This is a genomic window from Sphingomonas sp. ABOLE, assembly GCF_003950455.1.
Lineage (GTDB): Bacteria > Pseudomonadota > Alphaproteobacteria > Sphingomonadales > Sphingomonadaceae > Sphingomonas > Sphingomonas trueperi.
In genome coordinates, this window is record NZ_QQWY01000006.1 from 142,085 (window position 1) to 165,424 (window position 23,340).

Sequence of the window (23,340 nt, forward strand, 5' to 3'; positions counted from 1 at the left end):
CACATTGTCGATTAGGTCGCGCGGTTTAGCGTGCGAGAAACCATAAGTCTTCGGGAGGCGTGGTGATGTGTCAGGGGAGAGGCGCTCTTGCGGGGCGCCCGAATCGGATAGGCTAGGGGGTTCGCGATGGCGGCGCTGAGGACGGTGCCCGCGGCCGAGGTGCGGCTGGGGATGTTCATCCACGGTTTCGAGGGCTCGTGGTGGGAGCATCCCTTCTGGCGAACGCGCTTCCTGCTCACCGAGACGGAGGACCTGCAGAAGCTTCGTGCGTTCCGTGGCGGTGTGATCATCGATGTCGCGCGGTCGCAGGCGACGGCGTCGGATGGCGATACGCCGGCCATAGCGGTTCGCGACGGAAACGAAGCCGATGCGCCCGCGACGTGGTCCGCGGCCCGCGCGAAGCGACCGCTGCCAGAATCTCCTGCCGCCCGTTTCTCTGCCGATCAGGCAGAGGCCGCTGCGCTGGTCGCGGGGGCGCTCGATACCGTGCGCGGCACGTTCGATGACGTTCGGCTGGGACGGGCGGTCGCGCATGAGAAGGTCGCCGCGCTGGTCGACGACATCGCCGGCCAGCTCGATCGCAACGCCTCGGCGCTGCTTCGGGTGCTCCAGCTCAAGAGCAAGCACCAATATACCTATCTTCATTCGGTCGCTGTCTGCACGCTGATGGTCAACCTGGCGCGGCATCTCGCGATGGACGAGGAGGCCGTGCGCACGCTCGGGCTTGCCGGGCTGCTCCACGATGTCGGCAAGGTGGCGATCCCCGATGCGGTGCTCGACAAGCCCGGCCGCCTGTCGGCGGAGGAATTCGCGCTGGTACGCACCCATCCCGAGGAGGGCGTGGCGCTGCTGCGAGAAGACGGCGCCATGCCGGCGCTGGCGGTGGAGGTGTGCCTCCACCATCACGAGCGCTGGGACGGCAATGGCTATCCGCACGGGCTGAAGGCCGACGACATCAGCCTGCCGGCGCGGATGGGGGCGATCTGCGACGTCTATGACGCGCTGACGTCGCACCGCGCCTACAAGCGCGCATGGCTCCCAGCGCAGGCACTCGGCGCGATGTGGAGCTGGGACGGGCATTTCGATCGCGAATTGCTGTTCCAGTTCATGCGCAGCATCAACCTCTATCCGCCTGGCATGCTGGTACGGCTGGCCTCGGATCGGCTGGCCCTGGTGCTTGAAAACGGGGAGCGGGCGACACGAACGCGGCTGCTCGTCTTCCACTCCTTCGCCGAGGGGGCGGCGTTGCCTCCACGGACGTTGGTGCTGAGCGCGGGAACGGCCGACGACAAGGTCGTGGGATTCGTTCGGCCCGAAGAGGCGCCCAGCGCGATTCCGGCGCTGGACTTGTATCCGCCGGTCGCTGTAACAAATTAGGCATAATACCGGAACGGCGCGCGATTCCGGATCGTCTATAAGCAAGAACAGGAAGAGGGTCGCTTGAACGGAGTCGCAGTATAATGCGTGCATTGCATGAATTGCCGCCGGAACAGGTCGAAGGCCGGGGTGTCGATCCCGCCGCATCGGGCAGCCTGTTGATCATGGCCATGGGCAGCGTGCTGTTCTGGGCGAGCGTCGCGGTGTGGATCCTTCGCTGAGCGGCAGCAACTTCGCCTTGGTGCCGTGACAGCTTTTCCGCTGCGGCACGGCGTTGCAGATATGTCGCGCGACGCCATGTTGCTTCCGACGATGCCCTGTCTCTAGAAGCGGCGTCGAAGATTCGTCGGAAAGCAGAGCATGACCGCCACCCATTCTACCCGCATGTTGATCCTGGGCTCGGGCCCCGCCGGCCTTTCGGCTGCCATCTATGGCGCGCGCGCCGGCCTCGCCCCCATCGTCGTCCAGGGCATCCAGCCCGGTGGTCAGCTGATGACCACCACCGATGTCGAGAATTATCCCGGCTTTCGCGAAGTCATCCAGGGTCCTTGGCTGATGCAGGAGATGCAAGCCCAGGCCGAGCATGTCGGCGCCCAGATGATGTGGGACACGATCGTCGAGATCGACGTCAGCCAGCGCCCGTTCCGCCTCGTCGGCGACGGCGGCACCGTCTACACCGGCGACACGCTGGTGATCGCCACCGGTGCCCAGGCGCGCTGGCTCGGCCTCGATTCGGAAGAACTGCTTAAGGGCAAGGGCGTCAGTGCCTGCGCGACCTGCGACGGCTTCTTCTTCCGCGGCAAGAAGGTGGCGGTGATCGGTGGCGGCAACACCGCGGTCGAGGAAGCGCTCTACCTCACCAACCACAGCCATGACGTGACGCTGATCCACCGCCGCGATTCGCTGCGTGCCGAGAAGATCCTCCAGCAGCGCCTGTTCGCCAACGAGCGGATCACCATGGCGTGGAACAAGGAAGTCGTCCGCTTCATCGGCGGCGGCCAGCCCGAGGGCCTGGTCGCCATCGAGCTGAAGGACACCGTCACCGGGGAGCTGTCGATGCTCGAAGTCGACGGCGGCTTCGTCGCGATCGGCCACCACCCGGCAACCGAGCTGTTCCGCGGCCATATCGCGCTCGATGACGACGGTTATATCCAGGTCGAGAAGGGCACGACCAATACCAGCGTGCCCGGCGTGTTCGCCTGCGGCGACGTGATGGACAAGCATTACCGCCAGGCGATCACCGCTGCGGGCACCGGCTGCATGGCCGCGCTCGACGCCGAGCGCTTCCTGGCGGCGGCCGATTTCGAGACGGTTGCCCAGGCGGCCGAGTAACGAAGGGTCAGGGCGCTCGCTGCTCGGCGAGCGCCTCGATCACCCGCTCGTAGAGCCAGGCCTTGTCGGCGGTGCCGGCAAAGACATGGCTGGCGGTATCGAACTGCTTGCGGCGGACGCGGGTGCCGGCGGCGGCGTAGGCCGGCTTGTGCAGGAACTCGGCAAAGTCCGAAGCGATCTTGTCGCGGGTGGCGAGCAGCACGGTCATCGGCACTTCCGCCTCGGTGAATGCCGCGGCGAGCTCGCTGCCGAGGCTGCGATGCATGCCTGGACGCCGGACCGCGACGCGTCCGATCATCTGGCGCATCCAGCCTCGACCTGGCTCGGCTGCATCCTTCTCTTCGGGCGGGGGAGGCGGCCCGACAACCAGGGGATTGGCGAGCAGCAGCGCGTCGATCCGCGCCTGCGCGTGGAACAGCGCGAGCGCTGTCGCACCGTCGCCATTGCCGAACGCGACGACGCGGCGCAGCTTCGCCTCGCGCCGGAAGATGCCCGCGGCAGCGGCGATGTCCGCGGCGCTCTCCAGAAAGCCCCGGTTGGTCCCAGCCGAATCGCCGACGCCGCGGCGATCGAAGCGAAACACCGGATAGCCGGCCGCCGCGATGCGGTGGGCGAGCTGCGACATGCTGCGATGCGGGCCGCTGCGGATCTCGTTGCCACTCGACACGATCAGCAGGCCGGTAGCGCCCGAGGCGCTGTCGAGCGTACCGACCAGCATGTCGCCCAGGCAGGGAAAGCCGATCAGGCTTCGCACATGCGCACCCAGGCGGCGAGATCGTCGGCGAGCAGCGTGGCGAGAACGAGGTCGTTGTCGGGTGTAGGCTCGCGCCACAGCGCGCGGCCGGGGACGAGGCGATCGGCCGGGCGGGTGTCGCCTTCCAGCCGCAGCGTGCGCGCCGGCTCGACATGGCAGTCGGGCAGCTCGTCCAGAAACGTATCGGGCAGGCGGTGCCCGCCATAGCCGGGCGCGTCGCCGGTGCGGTGGATGCGGCGCAGTGCGCGCAGCAGCGCGTCGCCGGGCTGTGGCGCGAAGTGCCAGCGGCGACGGATCACCACGCTGCCATCGAGCAGCGCGCCGCTGCGCAGCGCCATCGAATAGGCGCGCCCCCCGGCGGTGCGGGCCGCTGCGGCGAAGCCCGCGCGCAGATCGGAAATCGCGATGCGTTCGCTCGGGATCAGGCTCTCGCCGGTGCCGGGAAGCTCGGGCAGCACCCCCGCGATGCCGTGGTTCTCGGCGAGCGACCGCAGGATCGTCGCGGCGAAGCCGCGCATCCGGTTCGCCTCCTCGAACAGCGGCAATGCCGCGATGACGACGGGGCCGCTGCCGGGACCGAAGCGTACCATCGCTTCGCGGCCGCCTGCCCAGTCATAGGGTTCGATCACCCCAATACCTTTTGTGCGGCAAAGCGGGTGAGCGTGCCGAAGCTCTCCAGCATCTCGCCGTCCACCTCGTCATCCTCGATCAGGATGCCGAGGCGATCCTCGATCTCGGTCAGCACGCCGGCGACTGCGAGCGAATCCAGCTCGGGCAGGGCGCCGAACAGCGGCGTGGTCTCGTCGAACGCGGCAACGCGTTCGTCGCTCAACCCGAGCACGTCGCGCAGCACGCCGCGGACGGTGGTTTCGATGTCGAGCATGGCTTCAGGCCGCAATGGGGTTCCCCTGCAAGAAATTTGCGCTTCCGTAAGGCTTGGCGGCGGCGCTGCCAAGACTATGGGTGGTGCATGATCGCGCTCGATCCTGCCCCGCATCTTATAGACGCGCTGCCGCTGCGTGGCGCACCCGACGCCGTTGCTTTGGAGGACAAGGCCGGCTCGCTGACCTATGCCGAACTGGAGGCGGCGGTGGGCGGCATGGCGCATGCGCTCGCCGCGTATGGCCTGCCCGCCGGCGAGCGGGTGGCGAGCTGGCTGCCGAAGACGCGCACCGCCTGCCTGTTGCCGCTGGCCGGGCCGCGTGCGGGCCTGGTGCATGTGCCGATCAACCCGGCGCTCAAGCGCGCGCAGGTCGCGCACATCCTCGCGGATAGCGGCGCGCGTCTGCTGGTCACGCAGAAGGCGCGGCTGGCGGCGCTGGAGCCGGAGGATGTGCCCGCCGACTGCCGGATCGTCACCGAAGAGGAGCTGGTCGGCACCGATCGGCTGCCGCCCGCTAGCGGCGATCCCGATGCGCTGGCGGCGATCCTCTACACCTCGGGCTCGACCGGGCGGCCCAAGGGGGTGATGCTCAGCCATGCCAATCTCTGGCTCGGGGCGATCAGCGTCGCGCAGTATCTCAAGATCGCGCCCGGGGATCGCGTGCTGGGCGTGCTGCCGCTGAGCTTCGACTATGGCCAGAACCAGCTTTTCTCGACCTGGGCGGCAGGCGCGCGGGTGGTGCCGCTCGACTATCTGACGGCGCGTGACGTGGTGAAGGCGGTGGCGCGCTTCGGCATCACCACCCTGGCAGGCGTGCCGCCGCTGTGGGTGCAACTGCTCGAGGGCGAATGGCCGGGGGAGACCGCGGCATCGCTCCGACGGCTGACCAACTCGGGCGGGGCGCTCACGCGGCCGCTGGTGCATGGGCTGCGCAGCCGCTTTCCCGCCGCCGACCTCTACGCGATGTATGGCCTCACCGAGGCATTTCGTTCTACCTATCTCGATCCGTCGCTGGTCGACACGCACCCGGAATCGATCGGCCGCGCCATTCCCTTCGCCGAAATCCTGATCGTCGATGCCGAGGGGCGTCGCGCGCAGCAGGGCGAGCTCGTCCATGCCGGGCCGCTGGTGGCCAAGGGCTATTGGCGCGATCCGGAGCGCACGGCGCTGCGCTTCCGTCCGGCGCCGAGCTTCGCCGAGCACCAGGGTGTGGCGGTATGGTCCGGCGACACCGTGGCCGAGGATGCCGACGGGCTGCTCCGCTTCGTCGGCCGCGACGACGAGATGATCAAATCCTCCGGCAACCGCATCAGCCCGACCGAGATCGAGGAGGCGGTGGTCGCCGGCGGCGAGACCAGCGAGGCGGTGGCGTTCGGGGTTCCCGATCCGCGGCTCGGCCAGGCGATCCTGGTCGTCGCGCGCGGCGACGGCAGCCGCGAAGAGGATCTGCGCGCGCGGTTGCGGCGGGAGCTTCCCAGCTTCCAGCAACCGGCGCGCTATGTCTGGCGGGAAAGCCTGCCGCGCAACGCCAATGGCAAGCTCGATCGGTCCGGGCTGAAGACGGAGATCCTATGAACGCCAAGCCCACCGGGCCCATCCCCGCCGACTATGCCGGGCAGCCGATGCTGCAGGTGGCCGGCCGCAGCGCCGGCGACTGGGCGGCGGCAGGCACGCCGCTCTATCTGTACGATGCCAGCGCGGTGCAGGCGCGGATTGCCCGCTTCCGCGCCGCGATGCCGGAGCGGATCGCGCTGCACTATGCGATCAAGGCCAATCCCTTGCCCTCGCTGATCGCCGCCATTGCGCCCCAAGTCGATGGGATCGACGTCGCCTCGGCGGGGGAGATGGACAAGGCGCTGGCGCCGATGGACGCCGCGGCGGTCAGCTTCGCCGGGCCCGGCAAGCGCGACGCGGAGCTGGACGCGGCGATCCGGGCGGGGGTGACGCTCAACCTGGAGTCCGAAGGCGAGGCAGAACGCGCGCTGGCGATCGGCGAGCGGCTGGGCACCACGCCGCGGCTGGCGGTGCGGGTGAACCCGGATTTCGAGCTGCGCGGCTCCGGCATGAAGATGGGCGGCCGCGCCTCGCCCTTCGGGATCGACGCCGCACGCGTGCCCGCGCTCGTCCGGCGGCTGATCGCGGCGGGCGCGGCCTGGCGCGGCTTCCACATCTATGCCGGCTCGCAGGCGCTTTCGGCCGAGGCGGTGATCGAGACGCAGGCCGCAACCATCGGCCTTGCCGCGCGGCTGGCGGACGAAGCGGGCGCGCTGCCGCCGCTGGTCAATCTCGGCGGCGGCTTCGGCATACCCTATTTTCCCGGCGACCTGCCGCTCGACGTCGAGGCGGTCGGCGCGGCGCTGGCGGGCGAGCTGGACCGGCTCGATACCCAGTACGCGATCGAGCTCGGCCGCTGGCTGGTCGGCGAAGCGGGAATCTATCTGGCGCGGGTGATCGACCGGAAGGAGAGCCAGGGGGAGACTTTCGTCGTCGTCGACGGCGGCCTCCACCACCATCTCGCTGCGACCGGCAATTTCGGCACGGTCGTGCGGCGCAACTATCCGGTGGCCGTCGCCCACCGGATGCAGGACGCGCCCGAGGAAGTGGTGACCGTGGTCGGCCCGCTCTGCACCCCGCTCGACCGGCTGGCGGACCGCGTCGCGCTGCCCCGCACGCAAGTGGGCGACCTGATCGCGATCTTCGCATCGGGGGCCTATGGCGCCAGCGCCAGCCCGCAGGGGTTCCTCGGCCACCCGCCGGTCCGCGAGGTTTTGGCAGGAGTCTGACGCCTAACGCTAAATTTACGCGTCCTGCGCCATAGGTCGCCGTCCGGCACGGGCGCGCGACACGCCGCCTCGCTGCCGCTTGGAGGCACGGCAATGGCGGTTTCGTTCGGGAGGAAGGCGGCGGCGACGCTGGCGCTGATGGCGCAGCTATCGGCGTGCGGCGGCGGTGGACCGCGCCCCGAGCTGCCCGCCGCAGGCTTCGTCGGCGGCAAGGAAGCACCCAGCGACGAATATGTCATCGGCCCGCTCGACCAGCTCAGCATCTTCGTCTGGCGCAATCCCGAGATCTCGACCAAGGTCCAGGTGCGCCCCGACGGCCGCATCACCACGCCGCTGATCAACGACATGCCGGCGGTGGGCAAGACTCCCGCGATGCTTGCCGACGACCTGAAGCTCGCGCTCAGCGAATATATCAAGGACCCGATCGTCTCGGTGATCGTCGAGAATTTCTCGGGGACGTTCAGCCAGCAGATCCGCGTGGTCGGCGCGACCGAGAAGCCGGCGTCGCTGCCCTATCGCGCCAACATGTCGATCCTCGACGCGATGATCGCGGTGGGCGGCCTCAACGAATTCGCCGCGGGCAACCGCGCCCGGCTGGTGCGCTACGACCCGCAGACCGGCAAGAAGCGCGAGTTCAAGCTGCGCCTCGCCGACCTGCTCAAGAACGGCGACACCTCGGCCAATGTCCGGCTGGCGCCGGGCGACGTGATCATCATCCCGCAGAGCATGTTCTGATGGGGAGCCTGTTCGACGAGCTCCGCAGCGCGCTCCACGCGGTGTGGATGCGGCGTACGCTCGCGCTGGCGACTGCCTGGATGGTCTGCGTGGTCGGCTGGGTGGCGGTGTCGCGCATCCCGGACAGCTATGAATCCAAGGCGCGGGTGCTCGTCGAGCTGCGCCAGGTGCTGCCCAGCGACGGCGGCGTAGCGGCGGCGGGCCAGCAGCAGGACATCGACCGCATCCGCCAGACGCTGACCAGCTCGGTGAACCTGGAAAAGGTCGTCCGCGGCACCGATCTGGCGAAGACGGTCACCAAGCCGGCCGATCTGGCCGCGCGCATCGCCGGACTGCAAAAGGCGATCAAGCTCACCGCGCAGCAGGACAATCTGTTCGAGATCGCGGTAACCGGCGCCGATCCGGCCATCTGCCGCCAGGTGGTGGAGAAGCTGATCGCGCTGTTCCGCGACAACAAGCTCGCCGACAGCCGCGACGAGAGCAGCCAGTCGCTCGCCTTTCTCGACCAGCAGCTTGCCGAGCGCCAGCAGGCGCTGCAGGCGGCGGAGACCAAGCGCGCGGAGTTCCAGACGCGCTTCCTCGGCAGCCTGCCGGGCACCGGCTCGCTCGACGACCGCATCGGCGCGGCGCAGCAGCAGCTCCAGCAGATCGAGAGCGACCTGGCAGCGGCGCAGAGCGGCCTCAGCGCGGTCAACGCGCAGATGGCGGGCACACCGGCGAGTGTGGCCGGCCAGGGCGGCGGCCCGGTGGGAACGGGGCCGGCGCGCGCGCGTCTCGCGGATCTGCAGGCCCAGCTTTCCGATGCCCGGGCGCGCGGCTTCACCGAGGCACATCCCGACGTCGTCGCGCTCAAGCGCCAGATCGCCGGTGCGCAGGCCGCTGCGGCGCGCGAGCCCTCGGGTGGCAGCGGCGGCGGGAGCTTCGCCAACCCGCTCTATCTCAGCCTTCGCTCGATGCAGGCGGACAAGGCCGCACAGGTCGCAGCCCTCAGCCAGCGCCGCGCGCAGATCCAAGGCGATCTCGCAGCCCTCAGCGCCAAGCTGAGCCAGGCACCCCAAGCCGCCTCCGAGCAGGGCCAGATCGACCGCGACTATCAGGTACTCAAGGACCAGTACGCCAAGCTGCTCGCCGATCGCGAACAGCTGCGGATCAGCAGCCAGGCGCAGAGCCAGACCGACGCAGTGAAGTTCAGCGTGATCGACCCGCCGACCCAGCCGCGCGCGCCCCGTTCGCCCAATCGGCCGATGCTGCTCACTGCGGTGCTCGTTGCGGGCCTTGGTGCAGGCATGGCGGCGGCGTTCCTGCTGTCCAAGCTGCGGACGACCTTCGATACCGCCACCCGGCTGGAACGCGCGAGCGGCATGCCGGTGATCGGCTCGATCGGCGAAGTGATCACGCCCCGCCAGCGTGCGCGTCGCCGCAAGCAGCTCCAGCACTTCCTCGGGGGCGTCGCAGGGCTGGGTGTCGCCTATGCCGCGATCCTGCTGGTCGGCATGCTCCACCACGCTGCCGGGGCCTGAGCGATGAATGAACACACCCCAAAGCGGCTCACCGGCTCGCTGATCCAGCGCGCGATCGCGATGATGCCGGGGCTTCCGACGGAGGAGGCACCTGCCAGGCAGCCCGCGGCGCCCCCCGCCCAGGATCGCCCGATGGTGCCGATCGACCGCGCCCGGCTTGCCGCCGCCGGCATGCTGGTGCCCGGCGGGCCGATTACGCCGCTCGCCGAGGAGTTCCGCATGGTGAAGCGGCAGCTGCTGCTCACCGCGCGGGGCGTCGCCGGCGTCGATGCCGATCGCGCCCGGATGATCCTGGTCTGCTCGGCCCAGCCCGACGAGGGCAAGACCTTCTGCGCGATCAATCTCGCGCTCTCGATGGCGGCCGAGAAGGACGTCGAGATCCTGCTGGTCGACGCCGATTTCGCCAAGCCCGACGTCTCGAAGCGGCTCGGCATGGGCGAGGGGCCGGGGCTGCTCGACGCGCTCGACGGCCGTGTCGACGTCGAGGCCTGCATCGTCGATACCGACGTGCCGCAGCTCGCGATCCTGCCCGCGGGCACCCGCAGCGTCAGCGATACCGAATTGCTGGCGAGCGACGGCGCGCGGGCGATGCTCGATCGGCTGGCCGCGGCCAATCCGCGCCGCATCGTGATCTTCGATTCGCCGCCGGCGCTCGCCGCCTCGCCCGCCTCGGTGCTGGCGCTGCATGTCGGGCAGACGATGATGGTGGTTCGCGCCGATCGCACCAGCGAGGAGGACCTGCGCGCCGCCGTCGCCGCGCTCGACGGGTGCGAGCATATCCAGCTCGTGCTCAACGCGGTGTCGTTCCAGCCTTCGGGCCGGCGCTTCGGCAGCTATTACGCGCAGGCGGGCCGGTGATCCGTGGCGCGATCGTGCTGGCCGTCTGCGCCGCCGCGATCGTGCCCGCGGCCGCCCAGCGCCGCGCGACCCTCACGCCCTATATCGAGGTGAGCCGGGTCGCCACCGCCGAGCTCAACGGCGGCGAGACGCTGACCTATTCGCAGCTCGGCGCGGGGCTGGACGGCAGCATCCGCACCCGCCGGGTGCAGGTGCAGGTGAGCTACCAATATCAGCACCGCTTCACCGAGAAGGGCAGCCTGCAGTCGGGCGACAGCCATAACGGCCTCGCCCAGGCGCGCATCACCGCCGCCCGCGGGCTGACGCTGGAGGCCGGTGCCGTCGCCACCCGCACCCGCACCGATGCGCGCGGCGACGCGCTGACCGGCAATGCGGCCACTGCGCGCAACCTCAGCCAGCTCTATTCGGGCTATGCCGGGCCCAAGCTCGACACCCATGCCGGGCCGCTGTTCGTGCAGGGCGCCTATCGCTTCGGCTTCACCAAGGTGGACGACGGCGTCGCAACCGGCGTCGCATCGACGCTGCCGCAGGTCGATCGCTTCGACCATTCCACCTCGCATGCCGTGAATGCCAGCGTGGGCGCCAAGCCCGGCGCGGTGCTGCCGATCGGGCTCAGCGTCACCGGCGGGCTGGTGCGCGAGAATGCCAGCCAGCTCGATCAGCGCTTTGCCAGCAACTCGGGGCGCGGCGATGCGATCGCGCCGATCAGCCGCACGGTCGCGCTGGTCAGCGGGGCGGGCTATGAGCAGATCACCGTGCGCCAGCGTGATCCGCTGCTTGGGCAGAGTGGCCAGCCGGTGGTTGACGGGGCGGGGCGCTATGTCACCGATCCGGCATCGCCCGTGCGGCTCGCCTACGATTTCGAGGGCATGTTCTGGGACGGCGGCGTGCTCTGGCGGCCCAGCCGGAGGACCGCGCTCGAGGTGCGGATCGGCCGCCGCTACGGAGCGATGCGCTATACCGGCAGCTTCACCTTCCAGCGGAATAGCGGCAGCGGCATCCAGGTGGCGGTGTACGACACGGTCGAGACCTATGGCCAGCAGGTCGGCGGCAGCCTCGCCGCGCTGCCGGTGGGCTTCGTCACCACCGCGGATCCTTTCGGGGCCCAGGCGGGCGCCTGCATCTACGGCACCAGCGGGGCGGCGGCGGGCGGGTGCATCGCGGGGGCCTTCTCCTCGGCGGCGACGGCTGCCTATCGCGGCCGCGGAATGACCGCCAATGCGGTTTGGCGCCGGGGCACGACACGGCTGGGTGTCGGCGGCGGCTTCGCCCGGCGCGACTTCCTCACTCCGGTTGCCGCGACCGCAACCGGCGGCAGCTGGGACGAGAGCTTCTACGCCCAGGCCTTCGCCGCGCTCGCCGCCGGGCGCGACGGGACGATCGGGCTCAACCTGCTCGCCAGCTATTATGACGGCGACATCCCCGGCAGCACCGCCGTGTTCGGCTGGGGCGCCAACACCGCCTACACCCGCCGCCTCGGCCGCCTGAGCCTCACCGCGACCGCAGGCCTCTACGGATCGATGCGCGACGGCCCCGATCAGGCATCGGCACAGGCGCTGATCGGAGCGCGCTATGGTTTTTGAGAGACTGCACGCATGATGGACGATCATTACGGGCTGCGCGGCCGGCCGTTCCAGCTGACCCCCGATCCGCGCTTCTGGTTCGATACCGCCACCCACGGCAAGGCGATGGCCTATCTCGGCTATGGCCTCAGCCAGGGCGAAGGCTTCGTCGTCATCACCGGCGATCCGGGGGCGGGCAAGACGACGCTGCTCGGCCACCTGCTCGCCGAACTGGACGGCGAACGGCTCAACGTGATCAAGATCGTCTCCACCCATCTGCGCGCCGACGACATGTTGCGGCTGGTCGCGCAGGGGTTGGGGCTGCCGGGGGATGACCTCTCCAAGGCGGCGCTGCTGCTGGCGATCGAGCGTGGCCTGCACGAGGTCGCCCGCGCCGGACGGCGCACGTTGCTGGTGGTGGACGAGGCGCAGGCGCTGCCGGGCGAGAGCCTGGACGAGCTGCGCATGCTCTCCAACTTCCAGGCGGGCGGCTATCCGCTGCTCCAGATCTTCCTGCTGGGCCAGCCCGAGTTTCGGCTGGTGCTGCAGCAGCCCGCCTTCGAGCAGCTCCGCCAGCGGGTGATCGCGATGCATCACCTCGCGCCGATGGAGGTGGAGGAGGTTGAGGCCTATTTGATGCATCGGCTGATGCTGGTCGGCTGGAGCGGCCGCCCGCGCTTCACCGCCGATGCGCTGGCGGCGATGCACCGCTGGTCGGGCGGCATCCCGCGCCGCCTCAACCAGCTGGCGAGCCGCGTGCTGCTCTACGGCGCCGTCGAGCAGATCGAGAATTTCGGCGCGCCCGATGTCGCGGCGGTGATCGAGGATATCGAGCAGGAGGATGTGATCGAGCCGGCGCCCGAGCCGGTGCCCGAACCGGCGCCGGTGCGCGCCGGCCGCGTCGCCGAACTGCGCGCGGTGCCGGAGGGCTCGGCCGAAACTCGGGCGCTCGAGCGCCGCGTCGCCGAGCTGGAGGCGCAGGTCGCCTCGCAGTCGGATGCGCTGCGCCGGGTGCTCTCGCTGCTGGTCGACTGGGTGGAGAAGGACGATGGTCGCAGCGGCATCGACCTCGACGCGCTGCGCGGCAGTGCTGCCTGAGCGATGGGCGTGCGCAACGGCCTGTCGGTCGATGTCGAGGACTGGTTCCAGGTCGGCGCCTTCGAGACCACGATCGCGCGCGGCGATTGGGACGGGCTGGAGCAGCGCGTCGAGGCCAATACCGATCGCGTGCTGGCGCTGTTTGCGGCCGCGGGGGTGCAGGGCACCTTCTTCACGCTCGGCTGGGTGGCGGAGCGTCATCCCAGGCTGATCCGCCGCATCGCCGAGGCGGGGCACGAGGTCGCCAGCCATGGCTGGGACCATGCCCGCGTCTTCACCCTGACGCCCGACCAGTTCCGCGCCGATCTCGCCCGCGCGCGCGCCGCGCTGGAGGATGCCGCGGGCGTCGCGGTTAACGGCTATCGCGCGCCGAGCTTTTCGATCGACCGCCGCACGCCTTGGGCGCATGCGGTCCTGGCTGAGGCGGGCTATTGCTACTCTTCGAGCATCGCGCCGATCGCGCATGATCATTATGGCTGGCCCGATGCGCCCCGCGCGCCGTTCCGCCCGCTGCCCGATGCGCGGCTGATCGAGCTGCCGATCACGATCGCGCGGGTGCTGGGGCGCGAGGTGACCGCGGGCGGCGGGTTCTTCCGGCTGCTGCCGAAGGGGGTGACCGATCGCGCGGTGCGTGCTGCCAATAGCGGCGGCGCGGCGGCGATGTTCTACTTCCATCCCTGGGAGATCGACCCCGGCCAGCCGCGGGTGCGTGCCGCACCGTTCAAGTCGCGATTGCGCCATTATGCCCGGCTGGGCGCGATGGAGGGCAAGCTGCGGACGCTGCTGGCGCGCCACGACTGGGGCCGGGTGGATGCGATCGCGGCACAGGCGGCGGAGCGGCTGGCGTGACCCTGTCCGTCCGCACCGCCGACCTGCACGATGCGAGCGAGCGCGGGCGTCTTGCCGCCTGGGTCGATGCGCAGGCGGATGCCACGCCCTTCCATCTGCCCGAATGGAGCATGGCGGTGGCGAAGGGTTGTCGTCAGCGCAGCCACTATCTGGTGGCGGAGGGCGCTGGCGGGCGGATCGTTGGGGTGCTGCCGCTGACGGCGATCACCTCGCCGCTGTTCGGCCGGGCGCTGGTATCGACCGGCTTCGGCGTCGCTGGCGGCATTCTTGCCGAGCAGGGGCTTGCCGTCGCCGCGCTCGGGCAGGCCGCCTGGAGCCTCGCCGCGCGCCTGCGCTGCCCGAGCCTCGACCTGCGCGGCGGGCCCTGTCCGGGGGAGGACTGGGTCCGCGACCACACGACCTATCTGGGCTTCGTCCGCCGGCTCGCGGCCGATAACGAGGCCGAACTGCTCGCCGTGCCCCGCAAGCAGCGCGCCGAACTGCGCAAGGCGCTCGCTGCGGATCTGACGGTGGAGGTGGGTGCCGATCGTGCGGCCCGGCGCACGCATTACCGCGTCTATGCGGAAAGCGTCCGCAATCTCGGCACGCCGGTCTTCCCGGCGGCGCTGTTCGCGGCGGTGCTGGAGGCGTTCGGGGCGGAGGCGGATATCCTCACCGTGCGGCACGAACGCCGCGCGGTGGCGAGCGTGCTGAGCCTCTATTGGCGCGGTACCGTCTATCCCTATTGGGGCGGCGGGGCGGAAGCGGCGCGGGGGCTGCGCGCCAACGACCGGATGTATTTCGCGCTGATGGCGCATGCCCGCGCGCGCGGCTGTTCGCGCTTCGATTTCGGGCGCTCCAAGGCCGGCACCGGCGCGGCAGCGTTCAAGAAGAACTGGGGCTTCGTGCCCGAGCCGTTGGTCTATTTCTCCCGCCACGCCGAGGGCGCGGCACCGCGCAGCATCAACCCGCTCGATCCGAAGTACCGGCTGCAGATCGCCGCGTGGAAGCGGCTGCCGCTCTGGGCGGCCAATCGCATCGGGCCGCTGCTCTCGCGCGGGCTCGGCTGATGGGCGACCTTCTGTTCCTCGCCCATCGCATGCCCTTTCCGCCGGATCGCGGCGACAAGATCCGCGCCTATCACCTGCTGCGCCATCTCGCCCGGAACCATCGCCTTCATCTGGTCGCCTTCGCCGATGACCCCGACGACCTGAGGCACCAGGACGGCCTTGCGGCCTATGCCGCGACGCGCACGATCGTCTGGCGGGACGCGCCGACCGTCTGGACGGGGGCGCGGGCGCTGCTGCAGCGGCGGCCGGTGTCGCTCGTCGCCTTTGCCGATCCGGCGGCGCGCCGCGCCATGGATGCGCTGCTGGCGGCGGAGCCGATCGAGACGATCTTCCTCTTTTCCAGCCAGATGGCGCAATATCTGCCGCCGGCACCCCGGCAGCGGGTGATCATGGACTTCGTCGACATGGATTCGGCCAAGTTCGCCGCCTATGCCGAGGGCGGGCGTGGACCGATGGCCTGGGTCCACCGGCGTGAGGCGTCGCTGCTGCTCGCCCATGAGCGCCGCGTCGCCGGGGCGGCCGATGCCAGCCTGTTCGTCAGCGAGGCCGAGGCGGCGCTGTTCCGGGCGCGCACGAACGCCTCCCACGTATATGCGATCGAGAACGGCATCGACACGGTCTTCTACGATCCCGCCAGCCGTTTCGAACCGACTGGCGGGGCGGGGCCGCTGCTCGTTTTCACCGGCCAGATGGATTACCGGCCGAATGTCGAGGCGGTCACCTGGTTCGCCGACAAGGTGTTCCCACGCGTCCGATTGGCCCATTCGGCGGCGCGCTTTGCGATCGTGGGCCGTGCGCCGACGCAGGCCGTCCAGGCGTTGGCGGAGCGGCCCGGCATACTCGTGACCGGCACCGTGCCGGACGTTCGCGATTGGCTTGCCGCCGCAGCGTTGGTGGTCGCGCCGCTGCAGCTGGCGCGGGGCATTCAGAACAAGGTGCTCGAAGGCATGGCGATGGCGCGCGCCGTCGTCGCCTCGCCGGCTGCCGCCGAGGGGATCGATCATGCCGGAACGCTCTGCGTCGCCGAGGGCGCAGACGCATTCGGCGACGCCGTGCTGCGCTTGCTGGACGCCCCCGATACCGCCACGGCACTCGGCGCCGCCGCCCGTGCGCGGGTGATTGCCCGCTACAGCTGGGACGCGCGGCTGGCACCGCTCGACGCGCTGCTCGAGGCTCCTGCACGCCAGCGCCACCAGCGGGGTGGCGTGCGCGGCGATCGCTTGGTACCGGGCCGCTACGATGCGGATCATGAACGGCGACGATAGGGGACGGATGGACGACCGCGAGGGCATGCGCTGATGTGCGGCATCGCCGGCCTCTTCTATCCCTGCCTTCCCAAGCCGATCGATCCCGCCCGCATCGTCGCGATGAGCGACGCCCAGGCGCATCGCGGCCCCGACGGTTCGGGGGTGTGGTGCGTGGCGGGCGTGGGGCTCGGCCATCGCCGGCTGGCGGTCATCGACCTCGAAGGCGGCGTGCAGCCGATGGCGCTGCCAGACCAGAGCCTTGCCGTCACCTTCAACGGCGAGATCTACAATTTCCGCGAGGTCCGCGCCGAGCTGGAGGCGCTGGGCGCCCGCTTCGCCACCGACAGCGATACCGAGGTGCTGCTCCACGGCTGGCGCGCCTGGGGGCCTGACCTGCTTGCTCGGATGAACGGCATGTTCGCCTTCGCGCTCTACGACGCGACCAGCCAGAGCCTGTTCCTCGCCCGCGACCGCTTTGGGGTGAAGCCACTCCATTATGCCGAGCTGGCCGATGGCGCGATCGCCTTTGCCTCGGAGCTGAAGGGCCTGCTTGCCCACCCGCTGCTCCGCCGCGCCGCCGATTTCCGCGCGGTCGAGGATTATCTGGCGCTGGGCTATGTCCCCGACGACGCCTGCATCGTCGCGGGCGTGCAGAAGCTGCCGGCGGGGCATTTCCTGCTGCTCCAGCGCGCCCGCTCAGCACCGCAGCCGGTGCGCTGGTGGGACATCGACTTCACCCGCCGTGCCGCCGGCCGCACGCGAGAGCTCAAGGCCGAGCTGATCGAGCGGATGCGCACCGCCGTGCGCTCGCGAATGATTGCCGACGTGCCCTTGGGCGCGTTCCTCTCGGGCGGCGTCGACAGCTCGGCGGTGGTCGCGCTGATGGCCGAGCGCAGCAAGGCGGCGGTGAAGACGTGCACGATCGGCTTCGACGAGGCCGGGCTGGACGAAACCGCGCATGCCGCGAAGGTCGCCCAGCGCTTCGCCACCAGCCATCGCGCCCGCACGGTCGGGCATGAGGATTACGGCCTGATCGATACGCTGGTTGCCGCCTTCGACGAGCCCTTTGCCGATGCATCGGCGCTGCCCACCTACCGCGTCTGCCAGCTGGCGCGCGAGAGCGTGACCGTCGCGCTTTCGGGCGACGGGGCCGACGAGGCGCTGGCCGGATACCGCCGCCACCGCTTCTTCGCCGCCGAGGAGCGGGTCCGCGGCCTGCTGCCGTCGGACGTTCGGGCGCGGGTGTTCGGCCAGCTCGGCGCGCTCTATCCCAAGGCGGACTGGGCACCGCGGCCATTTCGCGCGAAGACGACGCTGCTCGCTCTCGCCGAGGGTGGGGCGGAGGCCTATGCCAGGGCGGTCGGCGTCACCACGCCGGCGTTGCGCGACCAGCTCTACAGCGACACGGCACGGGCGGCGCTCGACGGCTATCGCGCCGAGGCGCGCTATGTCGAGACGATGCGGCAGGCGCCCGCGCGCGACGCGATCGATCGCGCCCAATATGCCGATATCCGCCACTGGCTGCCCGGCGACATTCTCACCAAGGTAGACCGCACCAGCATGGCGGTGGGGCTGGAGGCGCGCGAGCCGCTGCTCGACCACCGGCTGGTCGAGTTCGAGGCGAGCCTGCCGCCGTCGCTCCGCATCCGCGGGGGGCAAGGCAAGTGGTTGATGAAGAAGGCGCTGGAGCCCTGGCTGCCGCGCGAGATTCTCTATCGCCCCAAGATGGGCTTCGTCACCCCGATCAGCGCCTGGTTCCGCCATGCGCTGGCCGACGAGGCGGCGGCGCTCGCCCGCGCGCCGCTGCTCCTCCAGAGCGGCTGGTTCGAGCCGCGCACGATCGCGCGGCTCGCCGAAGACCACCGGGCCGGCCGCGCGGAGCATGGCCGCACGCTGTGGCAGCTGGTCATGTTGGAGCGCAGCCTGGCGCGGCTGTTTGGCTGAATTACTCGACCGCGGCCAGCGCTGTTTCCACCGCGCCGGCATAGCTGCTGCCGAACAGCCGCAGATGCACGAGCAACGGCCATAGCCGGTAGATCGGCTGCCGTTCCTGCCATCCGGGCGCCAGCGCGAGCGCATCGAAGAAGCGGGCGGGCGGCGCGTCGAACAGGGTGAGCATGGCGGCATCGACTTCGCGGTCGCCATGATAGCAGGCGGGATCGATCAGCGCGGTCACCCGGCCGCCGGAGGTCAGCACATTGCCGCCCCACAGGTCGCCGTGCAGCAGCGACGGCGCGGGGTGCATCGGTAGCAGGTTCGGGAGGCGATCGGCCAGCCGATCGAGTCGACGCGCGAGGGGCGCGGGGACGTGCGACAGATGCGTCCGCAGCCGCCGCTCGGCCCAAAAACTCGGCCAGTCGCTCGTCGCGCCGTTGGGAATGGCGACGCGACCGAAAGCGTAATCCGCCAGCCAGCCATAGGCGCGGCCCGGTGCCGCATGCAGGGTTTGCAACACCGTGACGAGGTTGTCCCAGCTGGTGCCGAGATGGCCGTCGTTCGGCATTTCCGCGATCAGCAGCAGGTCTTCGCCTACCGCAAGCACCGCAGGGGCGGGCGCCCCGGTCGCGGCGATGGCTGCCAGCATGTCCGCTTCTTCCGAAACCAGCGGCCCCTGCTTGGCAATCGCGCTGCCGCCATTGGCCAGCCGTAGCCGATGCACCGCGGAGAGGTCGCCGCCGGAAAGCGCGGCCGCGCCCGAGACCGGCACCCTGAGAAGGTCGGCGGCGCGGTCGGCGAGGCTGGTCTGCATGTCCGCGTCTGCGCTCCAAAGGGACCGATCTGCGCCATCGCGACCGAGGCTTCGGCCTAGGCTATAGGGGCGCCGCCGTCGAGTCGGGCGGCCGTTCCCCTTCCAGGATGCACGTCATGGTTTCTGCGTTCCCCAAGTCGGCCGCCGCTGCGGCTGTGCTGTTCTTCCTGCTCCCGGTCGCAGCGCAGGCGCAGGACACGGGCGACCCGCAGGCCTTTGCGGTGCACGGCCAGGCGACGATGGTGGTGCAGGGCGTGGGCGGCTTCGACGATCCCTATCGCGGGCCGAACAGCCTGACGCCCGAGCAGGTGCGCGAGACGATCGACGTGACGCTCTATGCCGGGGTGCGGCCCTGGGCGGGCGGCGAACTGTGGGTGAACCCGGAGATCGACCAGGGCTTCGGCCTCTCGAACACGCTGGGCGTGGCGGGCTTTCCCAGCGCCGAGGCCTACAAGGTCGGCAAGGACGAGCCCTATCTGCGGCTCCAGCGGCTGTTCTTCCGCCAGACGATCGGGCTGGACGGCGAGGCGAGCGCGGTGGCGCCGGCGATGAACGTGCTGGGCGGCACCCAGGCGGCGAACCGGCTAGTGCTGACGCTCGGCAAGTTCGGTATCGGCGACGTGTTCGATACCAACCGCTATGCGCATGATCCGCGGAGCGACTTCCTCAACTGGTCGGCGGTGGATACCGGCAGCTTCGACTATGCCGCCGATGCCTGGGGCTATTCGACCGGCGTGGCGACGGAATGGTATCAGGGCGCATGGACACTGCGTGCCGGACTGTTCAACCTCTCGAAGGTGCCCAATGGCGAGACGCTGGAGCGCGACTTCCGACAATATCAGGTCGATATCGAGGTCGAGCATCGCCACCTGCTCGGCGGCCAGCCCGGCGCGATCCGCATCACCGCCTTCCGCAATCGCGGGCGCTTCGGGCGGTTCGACGATGCGCTGGCGCTTGGCGCGGCGCAGGGGCAGGCGGCGGACACCTCGCTCGTCCGCCAGCGCACCACCCGCATGGGCGCGGACGTGAACGTCGAGCAGGCGGTGACCTCGACGCTGGGGCTGTTCGCGCGCGCAGGGTTCGCCGACGGCGCGATCGAGCCCTATGACTTCACCGACATTGATCGCACCGCGCAGCTCGGCACATCGCTGAACGGCGCGGGCTGGGGGCGCACGAACGACCGCATCGGGCTGGTCGGCATCGTCAACGGCATCTCGCGCGACCATCAGCGCTATCTCGATGCTGGTGGGCTGGGCGTGCTGGTCGGCGACGGCAAGCTGCCGCACCCGGGCAGCGAGGCCATCGCCGAGGCCTATTATGACTGGCAGCCGCGCAAGGGATTCGACGTGACGTTCGATTATCAGTTCGTCGCCAATCCCGGTTACAATCGCGATCGCGGCCCGGCGAACGTGCTGGCGCTGCGGCTGCACGGCGGGTTCTGAGGCGAGATCGAACACGTTGCACAAATAAGAACCTATCGCTGCTCCCAAATCGTCACCCCGGCGAAAGCCGGGGTCCATTGCGGTCTCGCTATCGGCGCTTGCTGAGACGGAGGGCTGAATGGATCCCGGCTTCCGCCGGGATGACTGGATGAGGCAGGATCAAACCGCGCCAACACCTCCGGTATTAGAACACCGGCTGGTTGGCGTCGTCGTCGCTGGTCGGCGTGTGGATGCCGCACTCGGTCTTGTCCCAGCCGCGCCAGCGGCCGGCGCGGGGGTCTTCGCCGGGCTTGACCTTGCTGGTGCACGGCGCGCAGCCGATCGAGGGGTAGCCTTGTGCTACCAGCGGATGCACCGGCAGGTCGTGCGCGGTGAAATAGGTGTCGAGATCGGCCTTGGTCCAGTCCGCCAGCGGATTGATCTTGAGCCGGTCGCCGTCGAGCTCGAAGCGCGGCAGGGCGGTGCGGGTGCTCGCCTGGAACGCCTTGCGTCCGGTGATCGTCGCGTCGAAGCCGGCCAGGCCGGCCTCGAGCGGCAGCACCTTGCGGATTTCGCAGCAGCCGTCCGGATCATAGGACCAGCGAAGCTCGGTGCCGTCGCGCTTGGCCAGCAGCTCGGGGTCGGGGCGGAGGTTGCGGAAGTCGGTCAGGCCGAGCCGCTCGACCAGCAGGTCGCGATAGGCGAGCGTCTCGGGGAAATGCTTGCCGGTATCGAGGAACAGCACCGGCACCGAGCGATCGACGCTGGCGACGAGATGCAGCAGCGCTGCCGACTCCGCGCCGAACGAGGAGACGATCGCCGTCTCGCCGGTCAGCTTCTCGGAAAGCACCGTACGCAGCATCTCCAGCGTCGGCACGCCGAGGAAGCGCGTGTTGAGCCGCACCGCATCCGCCTCGGTGAAGCGGGGCATCACGTCGATCCGGTCGATCTGGCGCGCGGGTTCAGCCATGGCGCAGTTTCCACACCGGCACGATGGTGTCCGCCGCCGCCTGGTAGCGGACGTCGTAGCGGTCGAGCGCGGCTTCCAGCGTGGCCTCGTCGATCGGCGCATCGGGTGCGAAGCTGTCGAAGCCGCAGCGGCGCATCAGCGGGATCTGGTCGACCAGCACGTCGCCCTGCGCGCGCAGCTCGCCCTTGTACCCTGCCTCGCGCAGAATCCGCGCGGTGGAATAGCCGCGGCCGTCGCGAAAGCTGGGGAAGCTCACCTCGACCAGCGCGATGCGATCGAGATGGGGGAGGAGCGCGCGGGCATCCTCGCCGGACTCGATCCGGACGGCGGTAGCGTTGGACTGGCCGAAGAAGCTGTCGAGCGTGACGGCCGGCTCGTCATGCGCCTCGTCGTCGCGGTAGCGCAGGAACTCAACCATAAATGGCCTCCTTGAACGGTGCCATGCCGATGCGGCGATAGGTGTCGACGAAGCGTTCGCCGGGCGTGCGTTCGCGGACATAGAGGTCCGTCGCACGCTCGATCGCGTCGACCACGCCGTCCTCGCTGAAGCCGGGGCCGGTAATGTCGGCCAGGCTGACATCTTCCGCACCCGAGCCGCCGAGCAGCAGCTGGTAGTTCTCGGTGCCTTTCCGGTCGACGCCGAGGATGCCGATATGGCCGGCATGGTGGTGGCCGCAGGCGTTGATGCAGCCCGAGATCTTGAGCTTCAGCTCGCCGAGATCGCGCTGGCGCGCCGGTTCGGCGAAGCGTTCGCTGATCTTCTGCGCGAGCGGGATCGAGCGGGCATTGGCGAGGCTGCAATAATCGAGCCCCGGGCAGGCGATGATGTCGCTGATCAGGTCGAGATTGGCCTCGGCCAGCCCCGCTTCCCGCAGCGCCTGCCAGACAGTATAGAGGTCCGCCTTACGAACGTGCGGCAGCACGATATTCTGGGCATGGGTGACCCGCAGCTCGTCGAAACTGTATCGTTCGGCGAGATCGGCCATGACGTCGATCTGGTCGGCCGAGGCGTCGCCAGGGATGCCGCCGATCGGCTTGAGGCTGATCGTGACGACGGCATAGCCCGGCGCCTGGTGCGCGTGGACGTTTTGGTCGAGCCAGACGGCGAAATCCGGGTCGCTCCGATCCACGGTGTCGGGAGCATCGGCTTCGAACGCCGGCGGCGCGAAATGCGCGGCGATGCGGTCGAACTCGGCCTGGGGCGGATCGATGCCAAGAGCCTTCACCGCCTGGAACTCCTCCTCCACCTGGCGTGCAAATTCCTCGGCCCCCAGCGCATGGATGAGAATCTTGATCCGTGCCTTGTAGATATTGTCGCGCCGACCATGGCGATTGTAGACGCGCAGGCACGCCTCCAGATAGCTGACGAAGTCGGCGAAGGGTACGAACTCCTTGATCAGCGAGGCGATCATCGGGGTGCGGCCCATGCCGCCACCGGCATAGATGCGCGCGCCCAGCTCGCCCCCGTCGTTGCGGACGATCTGGATGCCGATGTCGTGCAGCCGCATCGCCGCGCGATCGGTATCGCTGGCGATTACCGCGATCTTGAACTTGCGCGGCAGGTAGCTGAACTCCGGATGGAACGTGCTCCACTGGCGGAGCAGCTCGGCCCAGGGGCGCGGATCGGTGATCTCGTCGGCGGCGGCGCCGGCAAACTGGTCCGAGCTGATGTTGCGGATGCAGTTGCCGCTGGTCTGGATGGCATGCATCTCCACCGACGCCAGCTCCGCGAGGATGTCGGGCGCGTCCTCCAGCTTGATCCAGTTGTACTGGAGGTTCTGGCGGGTGGTGAAGTGCCCATAGCCGCGGTCGTACTTGCGGGCGATGTGCGCGAGCAGGTGCATCTGGCGGCTGTTCAGCGTGCCATAGGGCACAGCCACGCGCAGCATATAGGCGTGCAGCTGGAGGTAGAGCCCGTTCATCAGCCGGAGCGGCTTGAACTGGTCCTCGGTCATGTGGCCGGCGAGGCGGCGCTGGACCTGGTCGCGGAATTCCTCGACGCGCGCGGCGACGATTCCGGCGTCATATTCGTCATACTTGTACATGGTTCAGATCACCCAGCTGCCGGCCTGCGGGTCGGCGGGCTTGAGGGTCAGGTCCGGGCGCACGGTGGGGCCGAGCGCGCGGATGCGGTCCTTGATGTGGGCGGGGCG

22 protein-coding genes and 1 pseudogene are annotated in these 23,340 nt (G+C 69.6%); 15 read left to right on the forward strand and 8 right to left on the reverse strand.

Annotation, left to right across the window (positions count from 1 at the left end; translation table 11 throughout):
* Positions 1-126: 126 nt before the first annotated feature.
* The 3 genes from CA234_RS05850 to trxB all read left to right on the forward strand — a co-directional run bounded on the left by CA234_RS05850 (position 127) and on the right by trxB (position 2,709).
* Complete coding sequence (locus CA234_RS05850; protein WP_125976118.1) at positions 127-1,377, forward strand: HD-GYP domain-containing protein; 1,251 nt, start codon at positions 127-129, stop codon at positions 1,375-1,377.
* An 83-nt stretch (positions 1,378-1,460) separates the two neighbouring features.
* Positions 1,461-1,598: a hypothetical protein gene (locus CA234_RS24260; protein WP_164521722.1), complete on the forward strand. Its 138-nt coding sequence runs from the start codon at positions 1,461-1,463 to the stop codon at positions 1,596-1,598.
* Between the two features lie 139 nt (positions 1,599-1,737).
* Positions 1,738-2,709 (forward strand): thioredoxin-disulfide reductase, encoded by a 972-nt coding sequence (gene trxB, locus CA234_RS05855; protein ID WP_125976120.1) that lies wholly within the window; start codon positions 1,738-1,740, stop codon positions 2,707-2,709.
* Positions 2,710-2,716: 7 nt separating this feature from the next.
* Here the strand turns inward: trxB and CA234_RS05860 are convergent, their stop codons facing one another.
* Genes CA234_RS05860 through CA234_RS05870 form a run of 3 tightly spaced genes read right to left on the reverse strand, consistent with a single transcriptional unit; the run spans position 2,717 to position 4,346 of the window.
* Positions 2,717-3,463: an alpha/beta fold hydrolase gene (locus CA234_RS05860; RefSeq protein WP_164521723.1), complete on the reverse strand. Its 747-nt coding sequence runs from the start codon at positions 3,461-3,463 to the stop codon at positions 2,717-2,719.
* Positions 3,451-4,092 (reverse strand): hypothetical protein, encoded by a 642-nt coding sequence (locus CA234_RS05865; RefSeq protein WP_125976122.1) that lies wholly within the window; start codon positions 4,090-4,092, stop codon positions 3,451-3,453. The genes CA234_RS05860 and CA234_RS05865 overlap by 13 nt, the downstream gene beginning before the upstream one ends.
* Positions 4,089-4,346: a phosphopantetheine-binding protein gene (locus CA234_RS05870; protein ID WP_093295256.1), complete on the reverse strand. Its 258-nt coding sequence runs from the start codon at positions 4,344-4,346 to the stop codon at positions 4,089-4,091. The genes CA234_RS05865 and CA234_RS05870 overlap by 4 nt, the downstream gene beginning before the upstream one ends.
* Positions 4,347-4,433: 87 nt before the next feature.
* Between CA234_RS05870 and CA234_RS05875 the strand changes: the two genes are divergently transcribed.
* The 11 genes from CA234_RS05875 to CA234_RS05925 all read left to right on the forward strand — a co-directional run bounded on the left by CA234_RS05875 (position 4,434) and on the right by CA234_RS05925 (position 17,991).
* Positions 4,434-5,921: an acyl-CoA ligase (AMP-forming), exosortase A system-associated gene (locus tag CA234_RS05875; RefSeq protein WP_206431093.1), complete on the forward strand. Its 1,488-nt coding sequence runs from the start codon at positions 4,434-4,436 to the stop codon at positions 5,919-5,921.
* Complete coding sequence (locus tag CA234_RS05880) at positions 5,918-7,129, forward strand: pyridoxal-dependent decarboxylase, exosortase A system-associated (protein ID WP_126001113.1); 1,212 nt, start codon at positions 5,918-5,920, stop codon at positions 7,127-7,129. The genes CA234_RS05875 and CA234_RS05880 overlap by 4 nt, the downstream gene beginning before the upstream one ends.
* Before the next feature lie 138 nt (positions 7,130-7,267).
* A complete protein-coding gene (locus CA234_RS05885; protein ID WP_125976227.1) occupies positions 7,268-7,864 on the forward strand; it encodes an XrtA/PEP-CTERM system exopolysaccharide export protein in 597 nt (198 codons plus the stop codon).
* Positions 7,864-9,384, forward strand: a complete 1,521-nt coding sequence (locus CA234_RS05890) for an XrtA system polysaccharide chain length determinant (RefSeq protein WP_126001114.1) — start codon at positions 7,864-7,866, stop codon at positions 9,382-9,384. Before CA234_RS05885 ends, CA234_RS05890 begins: the two co-directional genes overlap by 1 nt.
* A gap of 3 nt (positions 9,385-9,387) precedes the next feature.
* On the forward strand, positions 9,388-10,242 hold the full coding sequence (locus tag CA234_RS05895; RefSeq protein WP_125976128.1) for an AAA family ATPase: 855 nt from the start codon (positions 9,388-9,390) through the stop codon (positions 10,240-10,242).
* Positions 10,239-11,825 (forward strand): hypothetical protein, encoded by a 1,587-nt coding sequence (locus tag CA234_RS05900; protein WP_125976130.1) that lies wholly within the window; start codon positions 10,239-10,241, stop codon positions 11,823-11,825. Before CA234_RS05895 ends, CA234_RS05900 begins: the two co-directional genes overlap by 4 nt.
* A 12-nt stretch (positions 11,826-11,837) precedes the next feature.
* A complete protein-coding gene (locus CA234_RS05905) occupies positions 11,838-12,902 on the forward strand; it encodes an AAA family ATPase (RefSeq protein ID WP_125976132.1) in 1,065 nt (354 codons plus the stop codon).
* 3 nt (positions 12,903-12,905) lie between these two features.
* Positions 12,906-13,751: an XrtA system polysaccharide deacetylase gene (locus tag CA234_RS05910; protein ID WP_126001115.1), complete on the forward strand. Its 846-nt coding sequence runs from the start codon at positions 12,906-12,908 to the stop codon at positions 13,749-13,751.
* Positions 13,748-14,800 carry a FemAB family XrtA/PEP-CTERM system-associated protein gene (locus CA234_RS05915; RefSeq protein ID WP_126001116.1) on the forward strand — a complete coding sequence of 351 codons (1,053 nt, stop codon included), beginning with the start codon at positions 13,748-13,750 and terminating at the stop codon, positions 14,798-14,800. Before CA234_RS05910 ends, CA234_RS05915 begins: the two co-directional genes overlap by 4 nt.
* Positions 14,800-16,065, forward strand: a complete 1,266-nt coding sequence (locus tag CA234_RS05920) for a TIGR03087 family PEP-CTERM/XrtA system glycosyltransferase (protein WP_126001117.1) — start codon at positions 14,800-14,802, stop codon at positions 16,063-16,065. Before CA234_RS05915 ends, CA234_RS05920 begins: the two co-directional genes overlap by 1 nt.
* Positions 16,066-16,098: 33 nt before the next feature.
* Entirely contained in the window at positions 16,099-17,991 is a 1,893-nt protein-coding gene (locus CA234_RS05925; RefSeq protein WP_126001118.1) for an XrtA/PEP-CTERM system amidotransferase, read from the forward strand.
* Between the two features lies 1 nt (position 17,992).
* On the opposite strand, the gene CA234_RS05930 is transcribed toward CA234_RS05925, so the two are convergent.
* Complete coding sequence (locus tag CA234_RS05930) at positions 17,993-18,796, reverse strand: fructosamine kinase family protein (protein ID WP_126001119.1); 804 nt, start codon at positions 18,794-18,796, stop codon at positions 17,993-17,995.
* Between the two features lie 116 nt (positions 18,797-18,912).
* Between CA234_RS05930 and CA234_RS05935 the strand changes: the two genes are divergently transcribed.
* A complete protein-coding gene (locus CA234_RS05935) occupies positions 18,913-20,238 on the forward strand; it encodes a carbohydrate porin (RefSeq protein WP_126001120.1) in 1,326 nt (441 codons plus the stop codon).
* Between the two features lie 184 nt (positions 20,239-20,422).
* Here the strand turns inward: CA234_RS05935 and CA234_RS05940 are convergent, their stop codons facing one another.
* From CA234_RS05940 to CA234_RS24755, 4 genes and pseudogenes are all read right to left on the reverse strand, one after another.
* Positions 20,423-21,187 carry a phosphoadenylyl-sulfate reductase gene (locus CA234_RS05940; RefSeq protein WP_126001121.1) on the reverse strand — a complete coding sequence of 255 codons (765 nt, stop codon included), beginning with the start codon at positions 21,185-21,187 and terminating at the stop codon, positions 20,423-20,425.
* Positions 21,180-21,605 (reverse strand): DUF934 domain-containing protein, encoded by a 426-nt coding sequence (locus CA234_RS05945; protein ID WP_125976148.1) that lies wholly within the window; start codon positions 21,603-21,605, stop codon positions 21,180-21,182. Before CA234_RS05945 ends, CA234_RS05940 begins: the two co-directional genes overlap by 8 nt.
* Positions 21,598-23,232 (reverse strand): nitrite/sulfite reductase, encoded by a 1,635-nt coding sequence (locus CA234_RS05950; protein ID WP_126001122.1) that lies wholly within the window; start codon positions 23,230-23,232, stop codon positions 21,598-21,600. The genes CA234_RS05945 and CA234_RS05950 overlap by 8 nt, the downstream gene beginning before the upstream one ends.
* Positions 23,233-23,235: 3 nt before the next feature.
* Positions 23,236-23,340, reverse strand: a pseudogene (locus tag CA234_RS24755) (DUF2849 domain-containing protein); the annotation flags it as partial.